This is a genomic window from Bradyrhizobium sp. AUGA SZCCT0105 (assembly GCF_018129565.1).
Lineage (GTDB): Bacteria > Pseudomonadota > Alphaproteobacteria > Rhizobiales > Xanthobacteraceae > Bradyrhizobium.
On sequence record NZ_JAFCMK010000001.1, the window covers coordinates 1,083,309 to 1,101,225 of the forward strand.

Here is a 17,917-nt window from a genome sequence, read left to right on the forward strand (position 1 = left end):
ACGTTGCGCGACCGGCCCCTCTTGTCCGCCTCGCGGGGGTGCCGCGGTGTCACCGGCAGATCGGTTGTCAATGCGCATCGCTTGCTGCCTTCCAGGGACGATCGGCAGGAGCCAGGCTGCTGCCGGCGAGATCCTCGACCTCGTTGACCAGCGCCTCGGCGCGACCGATCAGTGCGCGGGCGTAAGGCGGATTGAGCGGTCGATGCCCGAAAGCCGCGCCATCGAGTTGCGTGTTGATCTCGCGTGTCAGGGCGCCTCGTCTCGCAGTGATCGCGCCGATCGTGTCGAGATAGCGCTGATAGCCGACGTCGCCGCCCTTGATGGCTTGGGTCGCAAGGGCAAGGCCGTTGCGTCCGAGTTGGCCGAGCGGATCGTTGATCGTCTTGGCGGCGCGCGCCAGATCCCTGTAGGTCTCGCGATCGATTGCGAGCTCCGCTGGCAGCGCGTTCGCTTCGAGCGCATCCACAAGCACGACGCCGTCGTGGATGTAGCGGTCGATCAGGCCCAGCAATGCCAGCATGGTGGGCCGCAGGTCCGCGTGGTGCGAGAGGATGTCCGGTGTCTCGCCACGGTGAGCTATGCCCGGTCCGGCCATGCCGAACCAGCTGCCACCGAGAATCTGCGCGATGTCGCCGCGCACCCACGCCGTGTCGGAATTGACCGCAATGCAGGCCGGCGGCTGTGCGCAATCGGCGCGGCTGGCGGCCGTCCGGATGATGTAGTCGGGATCGGCGAACATCAGGACATGCGGGGTGCGCGCGGGGCTTGCCGTGACCATGTGCATGAGCTGCATCTGGGCGCGGTCCGCGACCATCGATGTCAGGCGATCGCTCTTGCCGGTGACCGGGTTGACGATGCCAAGCTTGCCGACGTCCTGCGCGAGCGTGCGCGTCAGCGGATCGGTGGATAGCGGATTGCCGCGAATGTAGAACGGCGGCGTGTTGCCGGCTTGAACATTGAATGCGGTGACGTTGCGCCGCTCGGTCGCGAGCAGCCGATCGATGGCGATGCTAATCGCGCCGGTCGGCCCGTAGCTGCACGGCACCGCGACGCCATCGCACGCCGGCGGGCTGGGTGGCCCGCCGACAAAGCGGTCGTTGCCTGTGGGCACCACGACGAACAGCGTGTTGCGCGTGGAGATCCCGCTTGCCGCGAGCCGGTCGATAAAGGCCTTGAAGGCCGCATCGTCGGCCGCGAGCCTTGCGACATGGTCACGTTCGCCGGGGCCGAGGGCGCGCCGGCGCGCGGCGGCCGGCCGGTGCGCATTGCCGATTCCGACATAGATCACCGGGACGCCGGCCTCCAGCATCGCCGCGGCATAGCCGAGCGATTGGGCGGCCGTTGTCTCCGACGCGCCGGGAAAGCCGGGGTGGCCTGCGTCGTCGTCGATGATGTCGCCGCCAAGATCCTTGACCGGGCCGTCCGGCGAGATCACCGGCTGCACATTGCGGTTTCCGAACAACGCGCTGAAGCCGGCGTAGCCGCCCGGCTCATCGGGCAGCAGATCGGGACGCGCATTGGCGTTGCTGCACAATGCACTGCCGCGGGCGCAATGGATGGCGATGCCGAGCAGATCGGCGTGCGCTTTGATCGGATCGCCGGCCGCAGCGCGCAGTTCGGACGCGCCGAGCGTGGCCGCGATTTCGGGGCCGATCTCCTGCAGCGTCAGACCTGTCGTTGCGAACGCGCCGACGTCGCAGCCGGCGGCGGTGAACGGCACCCAGGGCGCGGGCACGGTCTTGCCGGTGTCGGCCAGCATCAGCGGCTTGCCGTCGCTGCTGTTCGCGGTCCAGTAGGCGAAGGCGCTGGCGAAGCCAACGCTGCCGTCGCTGCGGAACGCAGCGCTGCTGTCGCCGATCGGCACGCCCATGCGGTCGCCATGCAAACCGGTCAGGATCGTGAGCGCGTCCGTGGCTGTCTGGGCCAGCGGCGAGGTCTGGTGATTGCTCCCGATGATTCCGTCGCGCGTGATGAAATCGCGCAAATGTGGCATCTGCTCGAGGTCCGACGGAACGTTCGGATTGTCGCGGCGCAGGTGAACGTTGTCGAGCTCGATCTGCACGACGCGCTTGATCACACCGCCGCGCGAGCGCAGCTCGCACGCGGCGAGCGCCTGTCCGGCCCCGGTGCTGCACGTCACAATGCAATCCAGCGCCAGGAACAGGGCGCCGAGCAGCAGCGGCATGAGGCCGGCACGGATGCGACTCGAACGCATGACGCCACGTCTTTGATACCGGTGTTTCGTCTCGACGATCTTGGTGTCGACGGAAGCCGCAGCGTCGGCTGGATGCCGTCTACTGCACGCTTGGAGTGTGAGCGGCTTGGATGACGCCGTCGTTACAACAGCTCTCGCGCGACGTGCATGGCGACAATGCCCGGCTGTGATTCATCTTCACAGATTTGACGCATACACGCTGCGATGCGCGACACCTTGCGCGCCGCGTGCAACGAGAAGGCTTGCAACACGCACGCTGCTGGCGCAGGTTGATAGTTGCACGCGCGGATGACGATCCGTCGACGCTGGTGCACATAGACGCACGCAACTACACGCAGACAAATGGACAGCCGGCAGATGTCGATCGCATTGCAGTCGTTGATGGTCGCTGTGCTTTGTCTTTGCGCGTCGTTTGCGCGCGCTGCGGAAGTTCCAGCAGGTGGCGAGGTCGTCGCCGACAATCCGGTGGAGCTCCAGCCGCTGCAACAGCTGAGTGCGACCAGGGACAAGCCGCTGTTCTCGGCCGCACGGCGGCCGCCTGCGAAGCCGGTCGCGCCGGTGGCGCGGCAGGAACCGCCGCCACCGCCACCGCCGCCGCCGAGCGTGGTGGTGCTCGGCATCGTTAGCGAGAACGGCGACGGTCACGCCGCGATTCGGGCGGCGAGCAAGGGCGACAAGGTGCTGCGTGTCCGCACGGGGGACGACGTGAGCGGCTGGAAGGTCGAGCGGATCGAGCCGCGCCGGCTTGTGCTCAAACAGGGCGAGCGCTCGGTGGATTTCGCCTTGTTCACCGGTGCGGCGAAGCCCCCGAAGCCTGCCGAGCGGCCGATCCGGCAGACCAAGACAGCAGCGCCAACCAATTGACGCGGCGCTGTTTTTGGCCTGCTCGGTGAATTGCCTGTTCGCGCCGAGGTTGAGTTCCACCGCAGGGTTAAAACTTTTTTGCGAAATCGCTTCGCGTTAGCCCCTCTCAAACTGTCTTAGAAACAGGAGAGGCGTCCCGAACTGTCGGGCGTGTCCGCTTGGGGGCGGCTGCGCCGGTTGAGTTGCGCGCCTTTCATCGAGTTGTCGGCATCGGGCCAACTGGTTGCAGGCTGGCCGGTGCCTTGTTGCGTCACGATCGTTCGCATCGCCTGCTGCATTGGAAGGCCCGCATGCATTCGCTCCCTCGCTCGACCTCGCGCCGTGGCCTGTTGCTCGCAGGTGTAAGTTCGATCGCGATCGCAATGGGCTCGCCCGCGGCAGCGCGCCCGTTCGGCACGTGGGGTGGCGTCAGCACCGCGGCCACGCAGGCGGCGGTCAGCGCGGCGCAGGCAGCCGCACAGCAGGCGCAGCAGGCCGCGCAGAACTCGCAAGCGTCGATGACGCGGGCCGCGCAGGCGATCCAGGCATTGCAGGCGGCCCAGAGCGTCGCGCGCGGGCTTGCAGCGAACGCGCCGAGCACGGTGCCCAACGGTCTCAATGCGGGCGGCCTGGTGCCGAACACCGGTCTCGCCGCGTCCGGCGTCGCTAATCCCGTCACCAACTGGGTCGGCGCCAACACGCCGACGCAGACCAGCAGCGGCAGCCAGACCACGGTCAATATCAACCAGACCCAGGCCCGGGCGGTGTTGAACTGGCAGTCGTTCAACGTCGGCAGGGACACCACAGTCAATTTCAACCAGCAGGGCAACGCGAACTGGGCGGCGCTGAACAAGATCGCATCGACCGGCGTGCCGAGCCAGATACTGGGATCGATCAGGGCCGATGGTGCGGTCTATCTGATCAACCAGAACGGCATCATCTTCGGCGGCACCAGCCAGATCAACGTTCACACCCTGATCGCATCGACGCTGGACCTTCCGTCCAAGCTGAGCGGCAGCAACTATCAGGTTTATCTGCAGAGCGGACTGTTCTCGCTGTTGGGCGACCCGTTGACCGCCGGTGTTCCTGCCAACGCTGCGTCGGGAGCCACGATCTTCAACCAGGGCAATGGTGGAAAGGTCATAGTCCAGCCTGGCGCGACCATCGACACGACGGGCAAGCTGAGCGCGAATGGCGACGGCGGTTATGTGGCGTTGCTCGCTGACGGCGGCGTCAGCAACGCCGGTGCGATCAACACCAGGAATGGCCAGATCATCCTTGCTTCGGACGCTTCCGTCACCTTGGCAACGCCGCTGTCGACAGCCGTCGGCACTCAGACGGCGATGCAGGTCGTCGTTGGCACAACCGGCAACGCCGCCGTCAACCCGCTACCGTCCGGCTCCGGGGTGGTCACCAACCAGGCCTCCGGGCTGCTGGTGTCGAACTCCGGCGCAGTCACGCTGGCCGGCGGGTCGATCAACCAGCTCGGGGCCATCGTCGCCAGCACCGCGACCACGCGCACCGGCTCAATCAAATTGACGACGGTCTGCGGGCAGGGCGCATGCTTACCCGGAACCGATGGCAATATCGTGCTGGGGGCGGCAAGCCTCACGTCGATCCTGCCGGATGAGACCAGCGGAACCCTGCCGACCGCGACGCTCAATACACCGACGTCGGCGAACGGCGTCCGCAACGCGCCGTATTTCCAGACGGTGCTGCAGCCGCAGATCAATATCACGGCGGTGGGCAGTGTCGACGTGCAGGGCAGCGGCGCGGGCGGCGCCGGTGCCTTGATCAAGGCGCCCGGCGCCGCGCTGACGATCGGCGCCGACAGTGTTAACGGCACGGTCCTGCTTGAGAAGGGCAGCACCGTCGATCTCTCCGGTATCGCCGGCGTGACGCTGCCGATGTCGATCAACCAGATCAGCATCCTCGTCACCGCGGCCGAGGTGGCCGACAGTCCGCTCGCCCAGGCCCTGATCGGCAAGACCGTCACCATCGATGCGCGGCTCAGCGGCACGCGCGCCGACGGCGTGCAGTGGGTCGGCTCGCCGCTGCTCAACGCGGCCGGCTATGTCGGCCTGATCCCGCAGAGCATCGACCAGATCCTCACCGTCGGCGGCAATTTCACGACGTCGGGAAAGAATGTCGTGCAGCAGCCGGGCGCGAGCATCAACGTGTCGGCCGGCTACGTGCAGTACACCGGCGGCATGATCAGCACCACCCGCTTGCTCGGTGCCGACGGGCGCATCTACGACATCGGCCGCGCCGATCCCACCATCGCCTATGTCGGCGTCGGCAGTGGCTTCACGGTGCTGCACAAGGTCAACGGCGTCGTCGATACGAAGCTGACCGAAATCTATCTCAGTCCATGGGGCGGCGGCAGCAATACGCACTATGAGGCGAGCTACGTCACCGGCGCCAATGCCGGCTCGGTCACCGTCGCGGCCATCAATCCGATCGTCAATGACATCATCGGCAATGTGGTGGCGGGCAGCCGCCAGCGCGCGCTGGCGGGCTCGTCGAATCTCTCGCCCGCCGACCAGATGCCGAAGGGCGCGTCGCTGAGCATCACTTTCACGGCTCAGACTGGGACCGGCAACCAGAACAACGTGGTGCTTACGTCGCAGGCGGATGCCGGGCCGGATCCGTACGGCCTCAGCGGCCTGAGCTTCGCCAACGCGGCGAACTGGTCGCCCGGGCTTGCCAACGGCCTATTTCCGATGTTCACCGACGTGCTCTCCAATTCATCGCTGGGTGCCGTCTCGATCAAGGGTGCGCAGCGGCTCGACATGGCGACGAACGCCGTTCTGTCGGTGCGGCCCGGCGGCAGCATCACGCTCGACAACGTCGTCACCATCGACGGTACACTCAGCGCACCGGCCGGGCAGATCAGCCTCACCGGCTTCACCTATCCCACGCAGAAGCAGCCAGCGCAGCCGCCGGTTCCGGCCCTGGTCATCGGACCACATGCAGTGCTCGACGTACGCGGTCGTTGGGTTAACGACAGCGGCCTGTCGGCGGATCAGCTCGAGGGGCGCGCCTACGTCAACGGCGGCAGCGTGAGTATCTCGACGATTGCTGCCAGCAACGGGCCGGTCAGAGGTGACGGCGCGTTCATCGACGTCACCCAGAGCATTGTGCTCTTGCCCGGAAGCGTGATCGACCTGTCGGGCGGCGGTTATGTCGATACGACCGGGAAAGTGAAGATCGGGTCCGATGGCCTGCCGGTCGGGAAGGGTGGCAGTTTGACACTCTCCCTCTACACCGGCACCTTTTCCGGTCATCCCGGTAACCAAGACGGCGATTCCGGCTTCAACGTTCCTCCGCATGGAACCAATCCTGACGGCACCGTCAACCATCCCGATCAGGCCAATGTGCTGCTCGGGGGCACGATCTACGCGGGCGGCTTCGACGGCGGTGGGACGCTGACGCTGCAGGCATCGACCATTGTGGTCGACGGCGCGACCGCGGACGTTACGTCATATGCTTCCGGCGCGACGGCCAACGCCATCGCAAACAATACCAGAATTCCGGTGCCGGGCTTCGCAGTATCGGACGCGAAGGCCGGCCAGCTCGTTCTGCCGCCCTCGTTCTTCACCAGCGGCAGCTTCTCTCAATACACTTTGACCGACGCCTATGGTGGCACCACGATCACCGCTGGCACGCAGCTGCTGCTGCAACGGCAGCCGACCGCCCTGCTCTCGGGCCGCGAGGTGCAGATTCCGACCGGCGCGCGGGTGCGCGACTTCGCATCGTTGGGACTGCTGCCGGACGGCCTGCGCAAGCCGGTCAGCCTGACGCTGGGCGGAACGAATGTGCTGGTTGATCGCGGCGCTGCCATCGTCACCGATCCGCTGGCCACGGTCACGCTCAGTCCGATTGGGACGGCCGACATTCTCGGCAGCATCGTTGTGCCCGCAGGTAGCATCACCGCTGGCAGCATCGCCGCTGCGGGCTCCGTAGTGCGCATCGGCGCCACCGCCACGCTCGATGTGAGTGGCGTATTCGTGCCCAATCCGCAGGTGAAAACCTATTCCACCGGCACGGTGCGCGATGGCGGCACCATCTCGCTGTTGGCCACCACCGTGGTGGCGGAGCCGGGCGCGCAGTTCAATCTGAAGGGCGCAGCCGTGACCGCGGAAAGCAACCTGATCCAGGTGCCACAGAGCGGTTTCGGACCGCACTTCGTCGGGCAGGCAGCCTGGAGCAACGGCGGCAGTCTGCTGCTCTCCGGCACGACGGTCTATTTTGCCGGCACCGTCGATGCGGCCGGCGGCGCGCCGCTTGCAGCCGGCGGCAGCCTGACCATTGGCGTCATCAACAACAATGCGATTGGAGCCCCGCCGACGCCGGACAGCATCGTGGTGGAGCAGCCAGGCGTGGTCGCAACGAACCTGCCGGCTTCGGGCGCGACGGCCACACCGGGCGCATTCATTGGGGCCGATACGCTGAGCAACAGCGGCTTCGATTCCGTGACGCTCAATGGTCGAACCATTGCGTTCGACGGCTCGCTCAATGTCGCGATCCCCGGCGCGCTGACCCTTTATGCGCGCAACGGGCGTTTTGCGATTGCGGATGCATCCGTCGTCAATCTCAACGCCGGCTATGTCCGTGTGGTCGGCGGCACCGGCGCCCTCGGATCGATCGTGCCGGCCGCCGGCGCCGGCGTATTGAACGTGACGGCGCAATGGATCGACCTCGAGCGCGGCATTGGGCTCGACAATGTCGGCGACGCGAACTTCACAAGTGCCGGCGCCATCCGGTTGCTGCCGAACTACTATGGCTTTGTCGACGGCGGTCCAGGCTCAGGAGAGACGATCTTTGGCGGCGCGCTGGCCGTTCCGGGCAATCTCACGCTGCGTGCGGCCGAAATCTATCCGGTCAGCAACACCGCCTTCCTGTTGATGTCGACCGGCACGTCACTCTCCGCCAGTACCGTCACCATTGCACAGAACGGTGTGCCGACGGCACCGCTCTCGGCCGGCGGAAGCATCGTGGTGAGCGCGCAGACTATCGTGCAGGGCGGCACGCTCTGGGCGCCGCTTGGCAACATCATCCTGGGCTTGCGGACGGCCAGCGACCTCCCGACTCAGATCGGCCGCGCGATCAAGAACGCGACTGGCGTCGACTTTACCCAACAGGCATTAGCGTCGACGGGGAGCGTGAAGTTGACCGCGGGCAGCCTGACCTCGGTCTCGGCGGCGGGCCTTGTGATCCCCGACGGCTACACCATCGACGGCACCACCTGGTACGAGGGCAATAACATCAGCACAGCCATCGTGCCGCCGGTGCTCGCCGCGCCGCCCAGCAAATCGATCAGCCTGTTCGGCACCGATGTGGCGACCCAATCCGGCGCCGTTCTCGATCTCAACGGCGGTGGTGATGTCTATGCGACCGAGTTTGTCGCAGGCACCGGCGGCAGCCGCAACGTGCTCGCGACCTACCAGCAGAACCTTGCCAACGGCAGCATCACATCGACCTACGCTGACGGTCGCCAGGTCTACGCCCTGGTGCCGACCTATTCGGCGACTGTTGCAGCCTACGATTCCAATCTTGCCTTCGCTCCATATTATTCTGGCCTGGTGATTCCGGCCGGTGCCAACGCCACGGCCGCAGCCGGTGCCAGGCAGCCGTTCGCGAACGGGATCGCACCGGGCCAGTCGGTGACTATCGGCGGCGGCAGCGGCATCCCAGCCGGCAGCTACACGCTGCTGCCGGGAATGTATGCAACGCTGCCCGGCGCCTACCGCGTGGTCCAGGTTGCCAACAACGTCAATCCGAATGCGGTCGCGAGCACCTTCAGCGCTGACGGCTCGCAATATATCGCCGGCACACTCGGCAATACGTTGACCGGCGCGCGTTCGTCGCAATCGGCCGTGTTCCAGTTGCAGTCGCAAGCGGTGTGGTCGCGATACTCCCGCATCGACATCACCTCCGGCACGACGTTCTTCCGCAACCAGGCGCTCGCCGCGGGCAAGGCGCCGCCGCCGCTGCCGATCGACGGCGGTGTACTGGTGCTCGGCGCCATCAACTCGCTCGACCTTGCCGGCACCAACCGCTTCGCGCCGGGCACCAGCGATCTCGCGCCGGGCCTCGTCGGCGGCGGCGGCCAGGTGCAGATCGGCGGTAGCAACATCCTGATCCGCGCCGCCGACCAGGCGGTGCCGGTGGGCGATTGCCTTGCCGGAAGCGCGCCGGGCTGCACCGGTTCGGTCAACTACCTCGTGCTCGATGCCGATCAGATCAGCCGCCTCGGGGCGTCATCGGTGTTGATCGGCGGCACCGCGCAGGTCGTCGATGGCGTGCAGAACATCACCGCCAGCGCGCTCAATCTTGAGGTCCTGACCGACGCGGCGCATCCGTTGACCGGGCCCGAGCTGCTCCTTGTCTCGCTTGCCGGTGATGGAAATCTCGTTACCGGCAGGGGTCTTGTCATCGGTGACGGCAGCGTTGTCAGGGCAATCGGCGCAGTGCCGGGCGGTACCGACCGTGACATCACGATCGGCGCGCTTCCGGTCAAACAGTCCGACGGCAGCTATGTCTTCGCCAGCGGCGACGGCGCGCTGCTGCGCGTCTCGAACGGCTCGACGGTGAAGGTCAGCCGGATTTATGTCCCCGGGCAATATGCGGGCAACGGTCCGCCGCCGAGCAGCCAGACACCGCTAGGCGCCTTCTCGATCGGCGCCGGCGCGGTCATCGACGGCGGCAATGCGCTGACGCTCGACACCAGCGGCAGCGGCACGCTCGCCTCCAACGCCATCCTGAACGCCAGGAACTATGACATCGCCGGATCGGTCATCAACATCGGCGGCGGCAGCACCGGCATTGTGCTGAATCCCGCGGTGCTGGCGAATTTCAACGATGCGGTCTCGGTCCGGCTGCGCAGCGCGACCGTGATCAACCTGTACGACGCCAACGGACTGCAGATCGGCGATGCCGCGCATCCGATCGGCACGCTGACCTTCGACAGCGCCGGGCTCTACAGCCAGGGTGGCAACACCACCGTCAATGCCACCAACATCGATCTCGCCAACACCAGTGGCGCGACCGGCACGGGCATCACCGGCGCCGGCGGCATCCTCACGCTCAATGCTTCGCAGGTCATCACCGAGGACGTTGGCACCAAGCACCTTGGTGGCTTCAGCCAGATTTATTTCAACGCCGGCAGGGCGATTGCATTCAGCGGCAACGGCACGCTCGATACAGGATCGGTTGCGGCTGCGGCGCTGCTGTTCGATATCGGCGGAGTAACGATCGCGAACCCCGGCACCGGCTATACCAGCATCCCGGACGTGACCATCTCGGGCGGCGGCGGATCCGGCGCCCAAGCCGCCGCGTTGCTTGGCGTGGTCAGCTTTGCCGTTGTCAGCGGCGGTTCGGGCTACAGCAATGGCGATCTGGTCACGGTGTCCGGAACCGACAATAATGGCAACCCGGTCACGGCGACCGGTACGGCCATCGTCAATGCCAACGGTGCGGTCACCGGCATCAAGCTCACCTCGTCCGGTTCCGGCTTCCCCGGCTTTGTCGACTCCATCTCCGTCGATAGCGCCACCGGGGACGGCGGCGCCCAGTTGACCGCGGCGCTGGGCGTGGTCGGCGTGTCCGTCACCAATCCGGGCTCCGGTTACACCAGTATGCCGACCTTCTCCTTCGCGAACGGCGGGGGCGGCGTGGCGACGACGGCGCAGGCCGTCGTCAATGTGACGGGAATCAATCTGACCAATCCGGGTGACGGTTACCTGGGCACCCCGACCATCAAGATCAGCGGATCCGGCACGACGGCGACAGCCACCGTGTCCGGCGGCGCCGTCACCGGAGTGACGCTGATCAATGCCGGTACCGGCTATTCGAGCCTGCCGACGGTGACGTTCTCGGGCGGCGGCGCTGCCGCCGCGAACATGGTGCTGTCCGCGCCGGCATTCGTCGTCAACAGCGGCGCGACGCAATCGCTGAGCACGCTGGGCAATGTCAGTCTGATCACCGGCGCGGGCACCAGGCCCGCCAGCGTCGCCAGCAATATCGGCGGCGTTCTCGCTGTCGCGGGCGGGTCGATCACGGACAGCGCGACGATCCAGGCGCTGTCCGGCAAGGTCAGCCTGACCGCGACCGCGGGCGACGTTGTGCTGGGTAGCGGCGCTCTCATCGATGCGTCCGGCTCGCGCATCACGATCCTCGACGTGGTCCAGGACGCGCCGGGCGGCAATGTGCAACTCGCGTCGACCACCGGCAATGTGATCGTCGGGCAGGGCGCCACCGTCAGCGTCGCCGGGGCAGGCCGCGGCTTTGCAGGATCGTTGTCGATCCTGGCTGCGAACGCCGCGTCGCTCGACGGCGCGCTCGACGGCAGCGCCGCGTTCAAGGACCTCGGCGGCAGTTTCACCTTGCAGGCAGGAAGCCTCGGCGGGGCGGCCGGCCTGCCGCTCGCGGCATTCAGCGGCGGCTTCTCGGTGCGGCTCGGCACCGGCGACATCCGCATCGAGGCTGGCCAGACGCTCAACTCCGGCAAGGTGCTGCTGGTTGCCAATAATGGCAGCGTGGTCGTCAACGGCACCATCGATGCGAGCGGGCCGAGCGGCGGCCAGATCTCGCTCTACGGCGCCGGCGTTACCGCAGGCGGCGTGACCACGGGCGGCGTCAGCATCGGCGGCAGCGCCGTCCTCAAGGCGTCCTACGCTGCAGGCGATCCGTCCGATCCGGCCTACGCCGCCGCCAGCCTGGTGCAGACCGGCGGCACCATCACGCTGGGCACCACCGGCACGCCCGATTCAAACGGTGGCGTCAACGCCACCTATGGCTACCAGAACATCTCGACCTCGGGCGCTATCAGCGTCGCGCCGGGTGCGCTGTTCGACGTCAGCGGCGGCCCGGGTGGCGCGAACATCAACAATGCCGGCGGGGCGGTCATCATCCGCGCGCCGATCCTCACCAACAACACCGTCAACGTCGATTTCCGCGGCACCGTCATCGGCGTGGTCGATGGCGGCGGCAATCCGATCGGCAAGGGTGTCGTGCTCAATCCCTACGCGGTGTGGAGCACCACCGACAGCTCGACCGGCGCGCAGCATTTCGACGGCATCATCGATCCGGCCGGATGGTTCGATGCCGCCGGCAATCCGTTGCCGGGCACCGATCAGCACGGCAACACGACCGATCAGAACGGCAATGCGATCGTGGCGCCGACGCCGCAGGCGCCGCTGGCGACCGGTACGATCTTCATCGTGACGGCGCCGAATGCCGATCACGTCGGCTTCTATCAGAACACGCTGGCGAGCTTCGTGCAGAACCTTGCCGTGACGCCGGCAGGAGGCGGAGCGAGCTTCGCCAATATGCATGTGCGGCCCGAGATCGATCTGATCAATCCGAGCCTCGACATCAACAAGGGCAACATCACGGTCGCCAGCAACTGGAATCTGGGCGCAGGCAGCGTCGATGCATCCGGCCACGTCTCGCTGGTGTATCGCACCGCGACCGGCGGCGAGCCGGGAACGTTGCTCCTGCAGGCGAGGAACAACGTCAACATCAACGCGACGGTGAGCGACGGCTTCTTCGTCAACTACAAGGCTCCCCAAGGCGCAGATGCGTCCGCGCTCTACGCGAGCGAGCTCAATTCGAGTCTCTACAACGCCTATCACGGCATGTTCAACAGCAACGGCGTCCTGCAATACAGTTCAAGCGGAATCGCCGATTATCTGGTCAAAACCGGCGGCTCGTGGTCCGGTCTGCCGTCGTCGCCGGCGTCGCCCAGCGCGTCCTTCTTCGGATTGTCGCAGGCAGCTTACGACGCACTTCGGCTACAGTTCGAGCTGGCGCAGCCGTTCGTCATTTCCTCCGGCGATGCGAGGGTCGTCGATCAATACAATCAGTACTATTCCGAGTATCTGAGGATGTTCCGTGCCTACGAAACCGAGCTGATCGGGGTCAATGTCAACGGGATCAATCCGTCGACGGGCGTTTCGGCACGCGGCGGGATCGTGCTGTCCTATGCAGACTTCGTCGATTACACCAGCACGATACCGGGTAGCGCTGGACTGAATCCGTCTCGCAACGCGATCCCGGCCGCGCCGACCCTATCGTCGGAGTATTTCAACCTGGGAACGGGCATCGGCAATTTCTTGATCAGTCCCAACGGCAACCTGATCGCCCGGACGGGAGACTATGCGTCAAAGTGGACGGCCTATTTCCTCAGTGTCATCAACACCAACCTGCTGAACAGCGGTAAGTCTAGGCTGAACATTTATATCCCCCGCGAGATCCTCACGGCGGGCGGCGGCATGGACTATGCGGCCGGACTTGACTACGCAAACGGCGTTCTCGCCGCGATTGCGGTAACGCCGCCGGCGCCGCCGCCGGCCTACGACACGGTGCGGAGCACCTACCTGCCGTCGTCAAGTTCGCCCCCTCCCGCCGACCGGATCGCGAACAATCCATCGGTCTACAACCCGGTCGGGGGCGGCTACGGCATCGTCTACAACGCCACGGCGGCGTCGCAACTGATGTCGGCGGCCGTGAGCGGGAAGGGGAGCTTCTCCTACGACATCGTCGCCGGCGCGGCGTTTGCGGGCAACGCGCCGTCGGCCGATCCAAACGCCGTGGTTTCTTTGTCATCGCAGTCGCCGGCGGTCACAGGCGACGTCGCCATCGATGGCCACACCTCATATCTGAACCCGCTGTCGCCGCTTGGAACCAAGACAGTCTACATCCCGACCCTCGTACGCACTGGCACCGGCTCCATCACGATAACGGCGGCCGGCAATGTCGAACTGCGCGATCAGGTAGCGCCGGGCGCGGTCTACACCGCTGGCGCTGCCGTGGCCACGCCGGCGGATTTCAATGCGCCGACCGTACCTGCGCTCTACACCCTCCAGCCGAACGGGCTCGTCAGCGCACCGGCCTGGGCCAGCGCCGGCGGCGCGGTCACCGTGACCGCCGGCGGATCGATCATCGGCATCGAGATGCCGATCGACGCAGACGGCAGCCAGACCGGCGTGACCGGCGCTTCGACCGGCCAGATGTGGAGCGACTGGTACATTCACTATGGCCTCTCCAACGGCACGTCGACGCCGTTCGCGGCTTGCGCCGCCGCGGGCTCGGTCGCCTGCCAGACCGCGGCCTGGATCAACTATGCCACCTTCTTCCAGGGCTTCGGCGCACTCGGCGGCGGCAACATCAGTTTGGCCGCGGGGGCCGATATCATCGATATCGGCGCGTCGTTGCCGGAGACGCTCGTGGTCGGCGGCGGTTTCACGTCGGCCAATCCGCCCAAGGTGACGTACTACGGCGGCGGCAATCTCAGCGTGACCGCAGGCGGCAACCTCCTGAGCAGTGATTTCCTGGTCGGCCGCGGCGCGGGTCTGATCCGGGTGGGCGGCGCGGTCCAGGCCACGACCAGCAATCCGTTGAACGGGGGCCTGCCGACGCTCGGGATCACAAACGACGGGAGTTCCGTCGCCGGCACCTACGCACTACCCTTGCTGCTGGCGGTGCAGGACGGGTTCATTACGCTGGCTGCTCGTGGTTCGGTGACGCTCGGCAACGTCTACGATCCTGCTGCGCTGCCGCTCAATGCCGGGGTGCAAACAAATGCCGGTCGCTACCTGCCTGGTGCAAACAGCGATAGCAATGTCGCATGGAGCAATTATTTCACCAGCTACGGCTCAGGCAGCGGGGTTTCTCTAACGAGCCTCACGGGCGACATGACAGGTCCGACAGTTTCGTCGACCGGCGGATCGATCGCCGGGCTTTTTGTGCACAATGCCGGGAGTGGTAGTTTTGCACTCGGAGGAGACGCGAACGCCTCGATTGTCGGGCTGCTGCTGCCCGCCACGTTCGAACTGACGGCGCTCAACGGAAATCTGACTCTCAGCAAAACGGACGTAAGCAACGTACTGCCTAGCAACAATGGCAACGTCAGCCTCGTCGCGGCCGGAACCATTGACCTCGGACTAGGTCTTGCGATGCCCGATCTTGATCCCAGCGTCGCGCGATACATCGGCTCAACCACCATCAGTGATTCAACCACGTTGGTCAGCAACTCCATCAACCCGCTCGGGCTGCCGTGGGCCAACTTGACCCAGGCGCTGCATGCGGACGATTCGGTGCCCGTCGTCATCGCCGCCGGCAAGGACATTTATGCCGTCAACCCCGTAAGCAATTTCGCGGCCAGCTTGACGCTGATCAAGCCGGCGCGGATCGAAGCGGGCAACAACATCTATGCGGGGATCGCCCCGGGTGGCGGCGTTTCGACGACCAGCAACGGCACGCCGCTGTCTGGCGCCAGTAGCTTTAATTTCATCGGCCAGAACAACAACGCGACCGACATCACCAGCATCGTTGCCGGTAACGATCTCGTCGGCGGCTCCTACCTTCTCTATGGTCCCGGCACCTTCGTGCTGCAGGCCGGGCACGATCTGGGTCCGTTCTCGGCATCCGATACATCGACCCGCGGCATCGCGACGCTCGGCAACGGAAGCGCGGTCGGCGGCGCATTCGCTGGTCTGCCGACAAATCCTCTCAAGCCGTATCTGCCGTCCAAGGGCGCCGAGCTCGATCTGCTGTTCGGCGTGAAGCCCGGCATCAACTATGCGGCGGCAATCGCCGATTATGTCGATCCGGCGCAAGCCGGCGCCGGCGGCATCGACTTCCTCACCGACATCGCCGCTGTCCTCGGCCAGCCGCGCGATCAGGCCTGGGCCACCTTCCAGGGCCTGTCGCCGGCGCGGCAGCAACTGCTCGTCAACCGCGCCTTCCTCGATTTCCTGATCCAGGTGGGCAAGGACTTCAAGAATCCGGCGAGCCCCTATTTTGGACAGAATGCACGGGCCTACACCGCGATCTCCACTCTCTTCCCGGCCGGCTACGGCTACACCGACAACAGCCTGGGCATCGATGGCAAGGCCGCGCCGAAGATCGCGACCGGCAGGTTCAACGTCGCGGCCTCCGTGCTCGAGACCCAGATGGGTGGCGACATCAACATCCTCGGGCCGGGCGGCGGCATCACCGTCGGTCACTCCTCGCTGGATACCTTGAGTCCGAGCCAGGAGGGCATCCTGACACTCGGCGGCGGCACCATCCGTGCCTTTGCCAACGACTCGATCCTGGTCAATCAGAGTCGCATCATGACCCAGCAGGGCGGCGACATCGGCCTGTTCACCGCCAATGGCGACATCAGCGCCGGCGCCGGACCGAAGACCTATGTTTCGAGCCCGGCGCTCAGCGAGATCTGCACCGTTGACGGCTATTGCTACATCAACCCGCAGGGGCTGGTGACGGGCGCCGGCATCGCCGCGCTGGTCACGCTGCCCGGGCAGGATCCGACCAAAAGCAACGTTACTTTGGTTGCGCCGCGCGGCACCATCGACCTCGGCGCGGCGGGCATCCGCGGCAACGCGATCACGCTGGTCGCGCCGGTCGTGCTCAACGCGTTCAACCTGCAGGCCACCGGCACGGTGACGGGCCTCGCCTCCACGCCAACGCCGAGCACCACGCTGTCCGCGGTCACCAACAACGCAACGGCTGCGACCCAGCAGGCCGGCCAGCCGGCGCCGAACAAGCCCAACGACCAGCCTTCGATCGTGATTGTCGAGGTCTTGGGCTATGGCGGCAGCGGCGGCGATGACGCGACGCCGAGCAACAGCGGCAGTGGCAGTAACCAGAAGCCGAACGGCAGCGACGACGAGCGCCGTCGCCGCGGCGGTGGGCAGTAGCAGTCCTTGCCGCGGTCATGTCGGCAATCTCCATAAGCCCGGGTGAGCGAAGCGACACCCGGGTTCGCATGCGGATCGGATCCCGCTGCGCTCATCCGGGCTACGCAATGCCCTTCAGCTCACCGTTCAGAGGAACAGAGACGCACTTCGTGCTCTCTGTAAGGTCCCATGACGTCATCCGCATCAATCGCGTCCACGCCATCAGCGTCATCTGCCGACACTGATGCTCTGGGCGCCCTGCTTGTACCCGAACGCCTCACTGCGGTGGTCGATATCGGCGCCAACCCGATCGACGTCCCGCCCTATGTGCCGCTGCTGCAGAAGCGGCTGTGCCGGCTGTTCGGCTTCGAGCCGCAGCCGAGCGCGTTGGCCGAGCTGAATGCCCGCAAGAGCGAGCTCGAAACCTATTTGCCCTACGTCATTGGCAACGGCGAGCAAGCGCGCCTTCGCATCTGTGCCGCGCCCGGCATGACCAGCCTGCTGGAGCCCGATCCCGTGATGCTGAAGCACTTTCAGGGATTCAACGAATGGGGCCGCATCCTCGCCGACAGCAAGATCGCGACCCACCGGCTCGATGACATCGGCGAGATCGATGCGTTGGACTACCTCAAGATCGACGTGCAGGGCTCGGAGCTTGCGATCTTCCAGAATGGGCGGCGGCGGCTCGCAGACGCGGTCCTCGTCCAGACCGAGGTCTCGTTTCTCCCGCTGTACAAGCAGCAGCCGGTGTTCGGCGAGATCGACCTCGAGCTGCGCAGCCAGGGCTTCATTCCCCATGCCCTGATGGCGATCGACAAGCGCATGATCTGGCCGATGCGCGGCGTCAATCCCTATGAGGCGTTCAATCAGCTGGTCGAGGCCGACGCCGTCTATGTCCGCGATTTCACCAAGGCCGACGCGATGAGCCCCGAGCAGCTCAAGCATCTCGCGCTGGTCGCCCATCACTGCTACGGCTCCTACGATCTCGCGGCGATCTGCGTCCAGCATTTGCTCAACCGCGCTGCGATCGTCCCCCATGCGGGAAGCCACTATTTCGAGCTCGCCGCGGCGCACCGCGCCGCCGCCAAGATCGGCTGAGAGGCCGGCTGAGAGACCGGCAGAAAACAGCCGGGCCCCGATCAAGAGCCCGGCTGCTGAGCCTTGCGTGAAA

The 17,917-nt window shown here is 65.8% G+C and carries 4 protein-coding genes; 3 read left to right on the forward strand and 1 reads right to left on the reverse strand.

Annotation, left to right across the window (positions count from 1 at the left end; genetic code table 11):
- Positions 1–67: 67 nt before the first annotated feature.
- Positions 68–2,215, reverse strand: a complete 2,148-nt coding sequence (locus tag JQ573_RS05135) for a hypothetical protein (RefSeq protein WP_212311428.1) — start codon at positions 2,213–2,215, stop codon at positions 68–70.
- A 357-nt stretch (positions 2,216–2,572) separates the two neighbouring features.
- Here JQ573_RS05135 and JQ573_RS05140 point away from each other — a divergent pair, with 357 nt between their 5' ends.
- The 3 genes from JQ573_RS05140 (at position 2,573) to JQ573_RS05150 (ending at position 17,844) form a co-directional block, all read left to right on the forward strand.
- Positions 2,573–3,079: a hypothetical protein gene (locus JQ573_RS05140; protein ID WP_212311427.1), complete on the forward strand. Its 507-nt coding sequence runs from the start codon at positions 2,573–2,575 to the stop codon at positions 3,077–3,079.
- Between the two features lie 290 nt (positions 3,080–3,369).
- Positions 3,370–16,767, forward strand: coding sequence for a filamentous haemagglutinin family protein (locus JQ573_RS05145; RefSeq protein WP_212311426.1), 13,398 nt, complete (start codon positions 3,370–3,372; stop codon positions 16,765–16,767).
- A 168-nt stretch (positions 16,768–16,935) separates the two neighbouring features.
- A complete protein-coding gene (locus JQ573_RS05150) occupies positions 16,936–17,844 on the forward strand; it encodes an FkbM family methyltransferase (RefSeq protein ID WP_212311425.1) in 909 nt (302 codons plus the stop codon).
- The last annotated feature ends 73 nt before the right edge of the window (positions 17,845–17,917 follow it).